The 12,266-nt window shown below is 68.1% G+C and carries 12 protein-coding genes; 5 read left to right on the top strand and 7 right to left on the bottom strand.

Annotation, left to right across the window (positions count from 1 at the left end; translation table 11 throughout):
• The 5 genes from RT051_RS06290 to RT051_RS06270 all read left to right on the top strand — a co-directional run bounded on the left by RT051_RS06290 (window position 1) and on the right by RT051_RS06270 (window position 5,625).
• Window positions 1–801, top strand: a complete 801-nt coding sequence (locus RT051_RS06290) for an enoyl-CoA hydratase (protein WP_313073791.1) — start codon at window positions 1–3, stop codon at window positions 799–801.
• A gap of 200 nt (window positions 802–1,001) precedes the next feature.
• A complete protein-coding gene (locus RT051_RS06285) occupies window positions 1,002–1,757 on the top strand; it encodes an electron transfer flavoprotein subunit beta/FixA family protein (RefSeq protein WP_313073788.1) in 756 nt (251 codons plus the stop codon).
• A gap of 30 nt (window positions 1,758–1,787) precedes the next feature.
• On the top strand, window positions 1,788–2,726 hold the full coding sequence (locus RT051_RS06280; RefSeq protein WP_313073785.1) for an FAD-binding protein: 939 nt from the start codon (window positions 1,788–1,790) through the stop codon (window positions 2,724–2,726).
• 111 nt (window positions 2,727–2,837) lie between these two features.
• The gene (locus RT051_RS06275) at window positions 2,838–4,628 is read left to right on the top strand and encodes an acyl-CoA dehydrogenase (protein WP_313073783.1); all 1,791 of its coding nucleotides are present in this window, start codon (window positions 2,838–2,840) and stop codon (window positions 4,626–4,628) included.
• A gap of 43 nt (window positions 4,629–4,671) precedes the next feature.
• Window positions 4,672–5,625, top strand: coding sequence for a nitronate monooxygenase family protein (locus RT051_RS06270; protein WP_313073780.1), 954 nt, complete (start codon window positions 4,672–4,674; stop codon window positions 5,623–5,625).
• 92 nt (window positions 5,626–5,717) lie between these two features.
• Here the strand turns inward: RT051_RS06270 and rnk are convergent, their stop codons facing one another.
• The 7 genes from rnk to RT051_RS06235 all read right to left on the bottom strand — a co-directional run.
• Window positions 5,718–6,125 (bottom strand): nucleoside diphosphate kinase regulator, encoded by a 408-nt coding sequence (rnk, locus tag RT051_RS06265; RefSeq protein WP_313073777.1) that lies wholly within the window; start codon window positions 6,123–6,125, stop codon window positions 5,718–5,720.
• Between the two features lie 278 nt (window positions 6,126–6,403).
• Window positions 6,404–7,264 (bottom strand): S-formylglutathione hydrolase, encoded by an 861-nt coding sequence (gene fghA, locus RT051_RS06260; protein ID WP_313073774.1) that lies wholly within the window; start codon window positions 7,262–7,264, stop codon window positions 6,404–6,406.
• A gap of 120 nt (window positions 7,265–7,384) precedes the next feature.
• A complete protein-coding gene (locus tag RT051_RS06255) occupies window positions 7,385–8,500 on the bottom strand; it encodes an S-(hydroxymethyl)glutathione dehydrogenase/class III alcohol dehydrogenase (RefSeq protein ID WP_313073772.1) in 1,116 nt (371 codons plus the stop codon).
• Window positions 8,501–8,650: 150 nt separating this feature from the next.
• Complete coding sequence (locus RT051_RS06250; protein WP_313073769.1) at window positions 8,651–9,961, bottom strand: citrate synthase; 1,311 nt, start codon at window positions 9,959–9,961, stop codon at window positions 8,651–8,653.
• Window positions 9,962–10,036: 75 nt separating this feature from the next.
• The gene (locus RT051_RS06245; RefSeq protein ID WP_313073766.1) at window positions 10,037–10,312 is read right to left on the bottom strand and encodes a succinate dehydrogenase assembly factor 2; all 276 of its coding nucleotides are present in this window, start codon (window positions 10,310–10,312) and stop codon (window positions 10,037–10,039) included.
• A 10-nt stretch (window positions 10,313–10,322) separates the two neighbouring features.
• Entirely contained in the window at window positions 10,323–11,027 is a 705-nt protein-coding gene (locus RT051_RS06240; RefSeq protein ID WP_313073763.1) for a succinate dehydrogenase iron-sulfur subunit, read from the bottom strand.
• Between the two features lie 28 nt (window positions 11,028–11,055).
• Window positions 11,056–12,266: FAD-binding protein (locus RT051_RS06235; RefSeq protein ID WP_313073760.1), on the bottom strand; the 1,211-nt coding region annotated here is incomplete at its 5' end.

Below are 12,266 nucleotides of genomic sequence, written 5' to 3'. Positions count from 1 at the left end.
ATGACCGAACCTGCTGCGCTGGTACTGCTCGAGCGCGACGCGCGCGGCGTGTACACGCTGACGCTGAACGACCCCAAACGCTTCAACGCCCTGGGCGGCGAGATGCTGGACGCCCTGCAGCACGCGCTCGACGAGGTGGCGCACGACGAGGATGCGCGCGCCGTGGTGCTGGCCGCCAGCGGCAAGGCCTTCTGCGCCGGGCACAACCTCAAGGACATGGCCGCCCACCCGCAGCTGGCCTGGTACCAGCAGCTGTTTGCCCAGTGCAGCCGCGTGATGCTGTCCATCCACAAGCTGCCGGTGCCGGTCATCGCCCGCGTGCATGGCATGGCCACGGCCGCCGGCTGCCAGCTGGTCGCCCAGTGCGACCTGGCGGTGGCGACGTATGAGGCCAGCTTTGCCACCAGCGGCATCCACTACGGCCTGTTCTGCGCCACGCCCAGCGTGCCTCTGGTGCGCAACGTGCCGGCCAAGCGGGCCATGGAGATGCTGCTCACGGGCGACTTCATCGACGCGCAGACGGCGCTGGCCGAAGGACTGGTCAACCGCGTGGTGGCGCCCGGGCGGCTGGACGCCGAGGTCGAGTCCCTGGTGCAGTCCATCGTGGAGAAGCCCCGCGTGGCCATCGCCATGGGCAAGGCCCTGGTGCACCAGCAGCGCGAGCTGGGGCTGGACGCCGCCTATCAGCTCGCCGGCCAGGCCATGGCCACCAACATGATGGACGACGCCGCGCAGGAGGGCGCGCGCGCCTTCGCCGAGAAGCGCCAGCCCGCGTGGAAGCAGGCTGCCAGCGCCGCCTGAACCCGCCGCCCGGCCCGGCCGGGCGCCCCTGTCGCCGCCGGGCTCGACCAGCCGCAAGCAGGCTGGCATAATCATCGAAAAGCACGACCGTTCGTTTTCTTTTTGGGCCGTGTTGCCGGCAGCGCCGCGCAATAGAATGGGCCGGTTTACGTGAACGTCAATCAAGCCAGCAATCAACCATCTTCGAAGGAGCCGCTGCAATGAAGGTTTTGGTCCCCGTCAAGCGCGTGGTGGACTACAACGTGAAGGTCCGCGTGAAGTCGGACGGCACGGGTGTGGACACCGCCAACGTCAAGATGAGCATGAACCCCTTTGACGAGATCGCCGTCGAGGAGGCCGTGCGCCTGAAGGAAAAGGGCGTCGTCACCGAGGTCATCGCCATCTCCTGCGGCCCCACGCAGGCGCAGGAGACGCTGCGCACCGCCATGGCCATTGGCGCCGACCGCGCCATCTTGGTGGAGACGCCGGCCGACGCCGACCTGCAGCCCCTGGCCGTGTCCAAGCTGCTCAAAGCGGTGTTGGACAAGGAGCAGCCCCAGCTCGTGATCCTGGGCAAGCAGGCCATCGACGACGACTCCAACCAGGTCGGCCAGATGCTCGCCGCCCTGGCCGACCTGCCGCAGGCCACGTTCGCCAGCAAGGTCGAGATGGCCGGCGACAAGGTCAACGTGACACGCGAGGTCGACGGCGGCCTGGAGACCGTGGGCCTCACGCTCCCCGCCGTGATCACCACCGACCTGCGCCTCAATGAGCCGCGCTACGTCACGCTGCCCAACATCATGAAGGCCAAGAAGAAGCAGCTCGACACCTTCAAGCCCGAGGACCTGGGCGTGGACATCGCCCCGCGCGTCAAGACGCTGAAGGTGGCCGAGCCCGCCAAGCGCGGCGCCGGCATCCGCGTGCCCGACGTGGCCACCCTGGTGGACAAGCTGCGCAACGAAGCCAAGGTCATCTGACGGCCTGCAACCAGACAGAGAGAACATCCCATGACTGCACTCGTCATTGCTGAACACGACAACGCGAGCCTCAAGGGCGCCACCCTCAACACCGTCACCGCGGCCCTGGCCTGCGGCGGCGACGTGCACGTGCTGGTCGCCGGCGAGAACGCCCAGGCCGCCGCCCAGGCTGCCAGCCAGGTTGCCGGCGTTGCCAAGGTGCTGCACGCCGACGGCGCATCGCTCAAGGACGGCCTGGCCGAAAACCTGGCTGCCCAGGTGCTCGAAGTCGCCCGTGCCGGCGGCTACAACCACATCCTGTTCCCGGCCACGGCCAGCGGCAAGAACGTCGCCCCGCGCGTGGCTGCCAAGCTGGACGTGGCCCAGGTGAGCGACATCACCCGCGTGGACAGCCCCGACACCTTCGAGCGCCCCATCTACGCCGGCAACGCCATTGCCACCGTGCAGAGCAGCGACAGCGTCAAGGTCATCACCGTGCGCGGCACCGGGTTTGACGCGGCCGCGGCCAGCGGCGGCAGCGCCCCGGTCGAAGCCGTGCAGGCCGTGGCCGACAGCGGCAAGAGCAGCTTCGTCGGCCGCGAGGTGACCAAGAGCGACCGTCCCGAACTCACGGCCGCCAAGGTCATCATCTCCGGCGGCCGGGCCCTGGGCAGCGCCGAGAAGTTCCAGAGCGTGCTCACGCCCCTGGCGGAGAAGCTGGGCGCGGCCATCGGCGCCTCGCGCGCGGCGGTGGACGCCGGCTACGCCCCCAACGACCTGCAGGTCGGCCAGACGGGCAAGATCGTCGCGCCGCAGCTCTACATCGCCATCGGCATCTCGGGCGCCATCCAGCACCTGGCCGGCATGAAGGACTCCAAGGTCATCGTGGCCATCAACAAGGACCCGGAATCGCCCATCTTCGGCATTGCCGACTACAGCCTGGAGGCCGACCTCTTCGAGGCCGTGCCCGAGCTGGTCCAGGCCCTCTGAGGCCCCGCGCCGCGCTAGTACGGCAGCGCGCCAAGGCATCGCTTGCGATGCCTTTTTTTTCACCCATCCGCCGGTTTTCTTTGTTTTCACGCTGACATCGTCGAGGAAGTCATGAGCTACACCGCCCCCGTCAAGGACATGCTGTTTGCCATCGAGCATCTGGCAGACATCGCGCAGATCGCGCAGATGCCCGGCTTCGAGGAGGCGGGGCTCGATACCGCCACCGCCGTGCTGGAAGAGTGCGCACGCTTCAATGAGGGCGTGGTGGCGCCGCTGAACGTCGCGGGCGATCAGAACCCCTCGTCGTGGAAGGACGGCGCCGTCACCACCACGCCGGGCTTCAGGCAGGCGTATGTCCAGTTCACCGAAGGCGGCTGGCAGGGCCTGCAGCACCCCACCGACTTCGGCGGCCAGGGCCTGCCCAAGACCATCGGCGCGGCCTGCGTGGAGATGCTCAACAGCGCCAACCTGAGCTTTGCCCTGTGCCCGCTGCTCACCGACGGCGCCATCGAGGCGCTGCTCACGGCCGGCAGCGACGAGCTCAAGAGCACCTACCTGGAGAAGCTGGTCTCGGGCGAGTGGACCGGCACCATGAACCTGACCGAGCCCCAGGCGGGCTCGGACCTGGCGCTGGTGCGCACGCGCGCGGAGAGCCAGCCCGACGGCACCTACAAGATCTTCGGCACCAAGATTTTCATCACCTACGGCGAGCACGACATGGCGGACAACATCGTCCACCTGGTGCTGGCGCGCGTGGCCGGCGCTCCCGAGGGCGTCAAGGGCATCAGCCTGTTCGTGGTGCCCAAGTTCCTGGTCAACCAGGACGGCAGCCTGGGCGCGCGCAACGACGCGCACTGCGTATCCATCGAGCACAAGCTGGGCATCAAGGCCTCGCCCACGGCGGTGCTGCAATTTGGCGACCACGGCGGGGCAGTGGGCTGGCTGGTGGGCGAGGAGAACCGCGGCCTCGAATACATGTTCATCATGATGAACGCCGCGCGCTATGCCGTGGGCGTGCAGGGCATCGCCATTGCCGAGCGCGCCTACCAGAAGGCCGTGGCCTATGCCCGCGAGCGCGTGCAGAGCCGCCCGGTCGATGGCAGCGTACGCGGCAGCGCCACCATCATCCACCACCCGGACGTGCGCCGCATGCTGATGACTATGCGCGCGCTGACCGAGGGCTGCCGCGCCATGGCGCTGGTGGCCGCCGCCGCCTACGACGCGGCGCACCAGCACGCGGACGCCACGGTGCGCAGCGACAACGCCACCTTCTACGAATTCATGGTGCCGCTGGTCAAGGGTTTTTCCACCGAGATGAGCCTGGAGGTGACGTCGCTCGGCGTGCAGGTGCATGGCGGCATGGGCTTCATCGAGGAGACGGGCGCCGCGCAGTACTACCGCGACGCGCGCATCCTGCCCATCTACGAGGGCACGACGGCCATCCAGGCCAACGACCTGGTGGGGCGCAAGACGCTGCGCGACGGCGGCACCACGGCGCGCGCCATTGCCGCGCAGATCGAGAAGACCGAGGGCGAACTGGGCGCCAGCGGCAGCGAGGCCGCACGCGCCATGGCCGCGCGCCTGCAGGCCGCGCGCCAGGCCTTCCTGGAGGTGGTGGACTTCGTCGCCGCCCAGGGCAAGCAGGACCCCAACGCCGCTTTTGCCGGCAGCGTCCCCTACCTGATGCTGGCGGGCAACCTGGTGGCCGGCTGGCAGCTGGCGCGCGCCCTGCTGGTGGCCGAGAAACTGTCCGGTCAGGGACAGGACGAGGCCTTCCTCGCCGCCAAGATCGCCACCGCCCGCTTCTATGCCGAGCACATCCTGGTGCGCGCGCCCGGCCTGCGCGACGAGATCGTGCAGGGCGCGGGCAGCGTCATGGCGCTGGCCCCGGAAGCGTTCTGATCCAGCCGACATAAAACCAGCATCGCCCCTTTCAGGAGACTTCATGCCTTTGCCCCCCGTCCTGCAGAACCTGCGCCTGCCCGTCATCGGCTCGCCGCTGTTCATCATCAGCAACCCCCAGCTCGTGATCGAGCAGTGCAAGGCCGGCATCGTCGGCTCCATGCCGGCGCTCAACGCCCGCCCGGCCGAGCAGCTCGATGACTGGCTGGCCGAGATCACCGAAACGCTCGCTGCCTGGGACAAGGCGCACCCCGACCGCCCGTCCGCGCCGTTCGCCATCAACCAGATCGTGCACAAGAGCAACGACCGGCTCGAGCACGACATGCAGGTCTGCGCCAAGTACAAGGTGCCCATCGTCATCACCAGCCTGGGCGCACGCGAGGACGTGAACCAGGCCGTGCACGGCTGGGGCGGCGTGGTGCTGCATGACATCATCAACAACCGGTTTGCCCACAAGGCAATCGAGAAGGGCGCCGACGGCCTGATCGCCGTGGCCGCCGGCGCGGGCGGACATGCGGGCGTCAAGAGCCCGTTCGCCCTGGTGCAGGAGATCCGCCAGTGGTTCGACGGCCCGGTGGCGCTGTCCGGCGCCATCGCCACGGGCGGCGCAGTGCTGGCGGCGCAGGCCATGGGCGCCGACTTTGCCTACATCGGCTCGGCCTTCATCGCCACGCACGAGGCGCGCGCGCAGGAGGCCTACAAGCAGGCCATCGTCGAGGGCACGTCCGACGACATCGTTTACAGCAACCTGTTCACCGGCGTGCACGGCAACTACCTGGCGCCGTCGATCCGCGCGGCCGGTCTGGACCCGGACCACCTGCCCGAGTCCGACCCGAGCAAGATGAACTTCGGCGGTGACGCCAAGAAGGCCTGGAAGGACATCTGGGGCTGCGGCCAGGGCATTGGCGCGGTGGATGCGGTGGTGCCCGCGGCCGAGCTGGTCGAGCGCCTGGACCGCGAGTACCGGGCCGCGCGCCAGCGGCTGTCGCTGGCCTGAGCGGCCGGGGGCGCACCCCAGGCACCCCGAGGTGCAGAAACACGAAAGGCAGCCGAGGCTGCCTTTTTTCGTCGTGCGGTGCGGCTGCTCGTTCAGCGGTGCAGCTCGCCGGCGCTCTCGGGCTGGAAGGTGATGGAGTCCACCCGCACCGTGACCTGGCCGGTGGGGCTGGGCATCTCGAACTCGTCGCCCACGGCCAGGCCCAGCAGGGCGATGCCCACGGGCGCGAAGACCGAGACCTTGTCGCCCGAGCCGTCCATTTCCTTCGGATAGACCAGGGTCAGGGTGCTGGTCTTCTTCGTCTCCAGGATGGTGAACTGCACGGTGGAGTTCATGGTCACCACGTTGGGCGGCATGTCCTTGGGGTCGAGCACGTCGGCGCGGTCGAGTTCGGCCTCCAGCTGGTCGCGGCCGGGAAAGGGCGCGCTGCTTTTTTCCAGCAGCGCCTCGATGCGGTCCATGTCCAGCGACGACAGGGTGATGGCGGGTTTGCGCAGCATGTGGGGCTCCCTTGTGGGCGGTTGTTCGAAGTGTCTCTTGTCTGGAGGGCAAAGCGGCTGCGGGCAGCGCTGGCAGAGGACGTGCCTGGCCAGACGGAGAAAAGCCCGGGCAACGGGGTTGTCCGGGCCATGGCTTGTGTGTGTTGCACCCGCAGGGCGCAAGGGCCCGATTGTGCGGGCGCGCCGCGCCTTTGCCAAGAGATCTCGCACGCGGGCGCTGCGAATAGCGCAGGCCTTGCCAAGACCGGGCAAAGGGCGTAGCGCGGCCCGGGCGCGCGTCAGCCGGCGAGCTGGCGTGCGTGGTGGCGCAGGTGGTCGTCCATGAAGGTCTGCACGAAGTAGTAGCCGTGGTCGTAGCCGGCGTGGCGGCGCAGCGTGAGCGGCTGGCCGGCGGCCTCGCAGGCGGCCTCGAACAGGTGCGGGTGCAGCTGCTCGGCCAGGAATTTGTCGTCCAGGCCCTGGTCGATCAGCAGGCCGCCGGGGTAGGGCGCGGCGGCCTGGGCGCTCATGAGTTCGGTGGCGTCGTGCGCACCCCAGGCCTTGCGGTCGGCACCCAGGTAGCCGGTGAAGGCCTTCTCGCCCCAGGGGCAGCGCGTGGGCGCGCAGATGGGGGCCAGGGCCGACAGGCTTTTGAAGCGGCCCGGGTGGCGCAGCGCCAGGGTGAGCGCGCCGTGGCCGCCCATGCTGTGGCCGGCGAGGCCCAGGCGGTCGCCGGCGATGGGCAGGTGCTCAGCCAGGAGCGGCAGCAGCTCGGCCACAAGCCAGGATTCCATGCGCCAGTGCCTGGCCCAGGGCGCCTGCGTGGCGTCGAGATAGAAGCCCGCGCCCACGCCGAAGTCCCAGGCTTCGTCCTCGCCAGGTACGCGGGCGCCGCGCGGGCTGGTGTCGGGGGCTATGAGCGCCAGGCCCAGCTCGGCCGCCAGGCGCTGCGCGCCGGCCTTGGCGGGGAAGGTCTCCTCGGTGCAGGTCAGGCCCGCCAGGTAGATGAGCGCCGGCACGGGCGTGCCGCCCAGCGCCTGCGGCGGCAGGAAGACGGCAAAGCGCATCGGCAGGCCTATCTCGCGCGAGGCATGGCGGTAGAAGCGCTGCTCGCCGCCAAAGCAGGCGTGGGTGCTCAGCAGTTCAGGGGTCTGGGACATGCGTGCTCCTTGTTTGATAGCTGCAGCTCTTGGGCCGGTGTCACTTTCGCAATAAAAACATGCGCAAAGCGTTGCAACGCCTGGAGCTGCAGCTCTTTTTTTGGTAGTGGACCGGGTTTGTCAGTCCACGTAGTGCACCACCGAGCGAATGGATTCGCCCCGGTGCATCAGGTCGAAAGCCTCGTTGATATCGGTCAGCGGCATGGTGTGCGTGACGAAGGGCGCCAGCTCGATGCGCCCGGCCATGGCGTCCTCGACCATGCCGGGCAGCTCGCTCCTGCCCTTGACGCCGCCAAACGCCGTGCCCAGCCACTTGCGGCCGGTGACCAGCTGGAAGGGCCGCGTGCTGATCTCCTGGCCGCTGCCGGCCACGCCGATGATCACGCTCTGGCCCCAGCCGCGGTGCGCGCACTCCAGCGCCGCGCGCATCACGTTGACGTTGCCGATGCACTCGAAGCTGTGGTCCACGCCCCAGCCGGTCATCTCGACGATGACCTGCTGGATGGGTTGGTCGTGGTCCTTCGGATTCACGCAGTCGGTGGCGCCAAAGGTGCGCGCCAGATCGAACTTGGCCGGGTTGGTGTCGATGGCGATGATGCGCCCGGCGCCGGCGAGCTTTGCGCCCTGCACCACGGCCAGGCCGATGCCGCCCAGGCCGAACACGGCCACCGTGTCGCCCGGCTGCACGCGGGCCGTGTTCTTCACGGCGCCCAGGCCGGTGGTCACGCCGCAGCCCAGCAGGCAGACCTGCTCGGGATTGGCCTCCGGGCTGACCTTGGCCAGCGACACCTCGGCCACCACGGTGTACTCGGAAAACGTCGAGCAGCCCATGTAGTGGTAGATCGGCTCGCCGTTGTAGGAAAAGCGCGTCGTGCCGTCGGGCATCAGGCCCTTGCCTTGCGTGGCGCGCACGGCCACGCACAGGTTGGTCTTGCCGCTCTTGCAGAACAGGCACTCGCCGCACTCCGCCGTGTACAGCGGAATGACGTGGTCGCCCGGCTGCACGCTGGTCACGCCCTCGCCGACCTCCACCACGATGCCCGCGCCCTCGTGCCCGAGCACCGCCGGGAAGACGCCTTCCGGGTCGTCGCCCGAGAGCGTGAACGCGTCGGTGTGGCACACGCCGGTGTGGGTGATGCGCACCAGCACTTCGCCGGCTTTCGGGGGAGCCACGTCGATCTCGACGATTTGCAGGGGTTGTCCGGCGGCAAAGGCGACGGCGGCGCGTGACTTCATGGGAGGAGCCTTTCTTTTTCTGGCGGTTGAGTCATATGCGGATGAACGTCCGACTGTAGGCCACGGACGCACAAAACGAAAAAGCCCGCAGGCATGGCACCTGCGGGCCGAGGGGCAAGGGCGGCAGCCCTGGGCCCTGGGGGCGGACGATCAGCGCTGCGCCAGGTCGGGCACGTCGCGGCGCGGCGAGCCGACGAACAGCTGGCGCGGACGGCCGATCTTGTACTCGGGGTCGGCGATCATCTCGTTCAGCTGGGCGATCCAGCCCACGGTGCGGGCCAGCGCGAAGATGCCGGTGAACAGCTTGGTCGGGATGCCGATGGCGCGCTGCACGATGCCCGAGTAGAAGTCCACGTTCGGGTAGAGCTTGCGCTGCACGAAGTAGTCGTCCTCCAGGGCGATCTGCTCGAGCTTCTTGGCCAAGGCGAACAGCGGGTCGTTGTGCAGGCCCAGGGCTTCGAGCACCTCGTTGGTGGTCTCCTGCATCAGCTTGGCGCGCGGGTCGTAGTTCTTGTACACGCGGTGGCCAAAGCCCATCAGGCGCACGCCCGAGTTCTTGTCCTTGACCTGGTTGATGAACTCGCCGACCTTCTCGATGCCGCCGTTGGCCTGGATGTCTTCGAGCATGTTCAGCGCCGCCTCGTTGGCACCGCCGTGCGCCGGACCCCACAGGCAGGCCACGCCGGCGGCAATCGCCGCGAACGGGTTGGTGCCCGAGCTGCCGCACAGACGCACGGTGGAGGTGGAGGCGTTCTGCTCGTGGTCGGCGTGCAGGATGAAGATGCGGTCGAGCGCGCGCTCCAGCACCGGGTTGACCTGGTATTCGGCGCAGGGCGTGCCGAACATCATGCGCAGGAAGTTGCCGGCATACGACAGGTCGTTGCGCGGGTACATGTAGGGCTCGCCGATGCCGTACTTGTACGCCATGGCCACCAGGGTCGGCATCTTGGAGATCAGGCGGATGGCGGCGATCTCGCGGTGCTTGGGGTTATTGATGTCGGTGCTGTCGTGATAGAAGGCCGACATCGCGCCCACCAGGCCCGTCAGCACGGCCATGGGGTGGGCGTCGCGGCGAAAGCCCCGCAGGAAGAACTGCATCTGCTCGTGCACCATGGTGTGCTTGAGCACCAGCTTGTGGAAACTGTCGCGCTCGCTCTGGCCCGGCAGCTCGCCGTTGAGCAGCAGGTAGCAGGTGTCCAGGTAGTCGCACTTGGTGGCCAGCTGCTCGATGGGGTAGCCGCGGTACAGCAGCTCGCCCTTGTCGCCGTCGATGTAGGTGATCGACGACTGGCATGCGGCCGTGGACAGGAAACCCGGGTCATAGGTGAACATGCCCGTCTGGCCGTAGAGCTTGCGGATGTCCACCACGTCCGGGCCGATGGTGCCTTGATAGACGGGGAGCTCCACGCTCGGGCTGCCGTTGCTGAACGATAGCGTCGCCTTGTTGTCTGCCAGTTTCATTTGCGGTTTCCTTCGGTTGTGTTGGGCTGTGGGAGGGTGCGGACAGGGGTGATGGAACGACCGGGCGGCAGCGCGTCAGCTGCGCTTTCGCATCTGCGCCAGCACGGTCCGCACCTCGTCGGTGTCCAGGTCGCCGGCCGGCTCCTTGCGGGCAAGCAGCAGGTCCAGCAGGTCGTTGTCGGACAGGTCCATGAGCTGGCCCAGGCCGCGCGCCTGGGCGCTGCTCAGGCGCTGTCCGTGGGTGTTGAAAAAGCGCTCGATGAACAGGTCGTTCTCCACCAGGCCGCGCCGGCAGCGCCAGCGCAGCACGGCGGTTTCGCGCTCGTCGAGCCAGGTGTCGCCTTCAGCCACGAAAGCCCGATCAGATGGCGCGGCGCACCATCAGCTCGCGGATCTTGCTGATCGCGGCGGCGGGCTTCAGGCCCTTGGGGCACACGTCCACGCAGTTCATGATGGTGTGGCAGCGGAACAGCCGGTACGGGTCTTCCAGGTTGTCCAGCCGCTCGCTGGTGGCCTTGTCGCGGCTGTCGGCGATGAAGCGGTAGGCCTGCAGGAGGCCCGCCGGGCCGACGAACTTGTCCGGGTTCCACCAGAAGCTCGGGCAGGCGGTGGAGCAGCTCGCGCACAGGATGCACTCGTACAGGCCGTTCAGTTCCTCGCGCTCCTCGGGCGACTGCAGGCGCTCCTTGGACGGCGAGACCGGCTCGTCGTTCTGCAGGTAGGGCTTGATCGAGTGGTACTGGTTGAAGAACTGCGTCATGTCCACGATCAGGTCGCGGATCACGGGCAGGCCGGGCAGGGGCTTCAGGACGATGTCGCCCGACAGCGTGCGCATGTTGGTCAGGCAGGCCAGGCCGTTCTTGCCATTGATGTTCATGGCGTCCGAGCCGCACACGCCCTCGCGGCAGGAGCGGCGGAACGACAGGGTCGGGTCCTGCGCCTTGAGCTTGACCAGGGCGTCGAGCAGCATGCGCTCGTGGCCGTCCAGCTCTACCTGCACGGTCTGCATGTAGGGCTTGGCGTCCTTGTCCGGGTCGTAGCGATAGATCTTGAAAGTGCGTTGCATTGCGTATCTCTTTCGTGCGACGGGGCGGTCAGAACGTGCGGACCTTGGGCGGGATGCTCTCCACGCTCAGGGGCTGCATGTTCACGGGCTTGTAGGTCAGGCTGTTGGTGGCGCTGTGCCACAGCGTGTGCTTGAGCCATTCCTGGTCGTTGCGGCCCAGCGGCGCCGTGGGGTGGTCGGCAGGGTGCTCATAGTCATAGACCGTGTGCGCGCCGCGGCACTCGTGGCGCGCCGCCGCCGAGACCATGGTGGCCTGCGCGGCCTCGATCAGGTTGTCCACCTCCAGCGCCTCCATGCGCGCGGTGTTCCAGACCTTGGAGTGGTCCTTGAGGCCGATGGCCTGCACCTTCTGGCGGATCTCGGCGATCTTGGCGACGCCCTCGTCCATGCTCTTTTGCGTCCGAAACACCCCGGCGTGCTGCTGCATGGTCTGGCGGATCTCATTGGCCACGTCCTGCGCGTACAGGCCGCCGGAGTTGCCCTCGATCTGGTTCAGGCGCGCCAGCGTGCGCTCGGCCGCGTCGGCCGGCACGTTGTGGTGCTCGCCGAACTCGCGCACGAACTGCACGATGTGGCGGCCGGCGGCCTTGCCGAACACCAGCAGGTCCAGCAGCGAGTTGGTGCCCAGGCGGTTGGCGCCATGCACCGACACGGCCGAGCACTCGCCCACCGCGTACAGGCCGGGCACCACGTTGCTCTTCTCGCCGTCCCAGGTCACAACCTGGCCGTGGATGTTGGTCGGGATGCCGCCCATCTGGTAGTGGATGGTGGGCACCACGGGTATCGGCTCCTTGGTGATGTCCACGTTGGCGAAGTTGTGGCCGATTTCCTCCACCGAGGGCAGGCGCTTTCGGATGGTGTCCGCCCCCAGGTGGTCGAGCTTCATCAGGATGTAGTCCTTGTTCGGACCGCAGCCGCGCCCTTCCTTGATCTCCTGGTCCATCGAGCGCGAGACGAAGTCGCGCGGCGCCAGGTCCTTCAGGGTGGGGGCGTAGCGCTCCATGAAGCGCTCGCCTTCGCTGTTCAGGAGGATGGCGCCCTCGCCGCGGCAGCCCTCGGTCAGCAGCACGCCCGCACCGGCGACGCCCGTGGGGTGGAACTGCCAGAACTCCAGGTCCTGCAGCGGAATGCCGGCGCGCGCGGCCATGCCGAGGCCATCGCCGGTGTTGATGAAGGCGTTGGTCGAGGCCGCGAAGATGCGGCCCGCGCCGCCCGTGGCCAGCAGCACGGCCTTGGCGT

The organism is Melaminivora sp. (genome assembly GCF_032059615.1).
In the GTDB taxonomy this organism is placed as follows: Bacteria; Pseudomonadota; Gammaproteobacteria; order Burkholderiales; family Burkholderiaceae_C; genus Melaminivora.
The sequence above is the reverse complement of the archived record's forward strand: the minus strand, read 5'-3'. Positions and strand labels throughout refer to the sequence as shown.

What these genes read in the sequence shown, in the direction of transcription:
- RT051_RS06290 (WP_313073791.1), top strand. Translation starts at nt 1, where the DNA reads ATGACCGAACCTGCTGCGCTGGTACTGCTCGAGCGCGACGCGCGCGGC.
- RT051_RS06285 (WP_313073788.1), top strand. Translation starts at nt 1,002, where the DNA reads ATGAAGGTTTTGGTCCCCGTCAAGCGCGTGGTGGACTACAACGTGAAG.
- RT051_RS06280 (WP_313073785.1), top strand. Translation starts at nt 1,788, where the DNA reads ATGACTGCACTCGTCATTGCTGAACACGACAACGCGAGCCTCAAGGGC.
- RT051_RS06275 (WP_313073783.1), top strand. Translation starts at nt 2,838, where the DNA reads ATGAGCTACACCGCCCCCGTCAAGGACATGCTGTTTGCCATCGAGCAT.
- RT051_RS06270 (WP_313073780.1), top strand. Translation starts at nt 4,672, where the DNA reads ATGCCTTTGCCCCCCGTCCTGCAGAACCTGCGCCTGCCCGTCATCGGC.
- rnk (WP_313073777.1), bottom strand. Translation starts at nt 6,125, where the DNA reads ATGCTGCGCAAACCCGCCATCACCCTGTCGTCGCTGGACATGGACCGC.
- fghA (WP_313073774.1), bottom strand. Translation starts at nt 7,264, where the DNA reads ATGTCCCAGACCCCTGAACTGCTGAGCACCCACGCCTGCTTTGGCGGC.
- RT051_RS06255 (WP_313073772.1), bottom strand. Translation starts at nt 8,500, where the DNA reads ATGAAGTCACGCGCCGCCGTCGCCTTTGCCGCCGGACAACCCCTGCAA.
- RT051_RS06250 (WP_313073769.1), bottom strand. Translation starts at nt 9,961, where the DNA reads ATGAAACTGGCAGACAACAAGGCGACGCTATCGTTCAGCAACGGCAGC.
- RT051_RS06240 (WP_313073763.1), bottom strand. Translation starts at nt 11,027, where the DNA reads ATGCAACGCACTTTCAAGATCTATCGCTACGACCCGGACAAGGACGCC.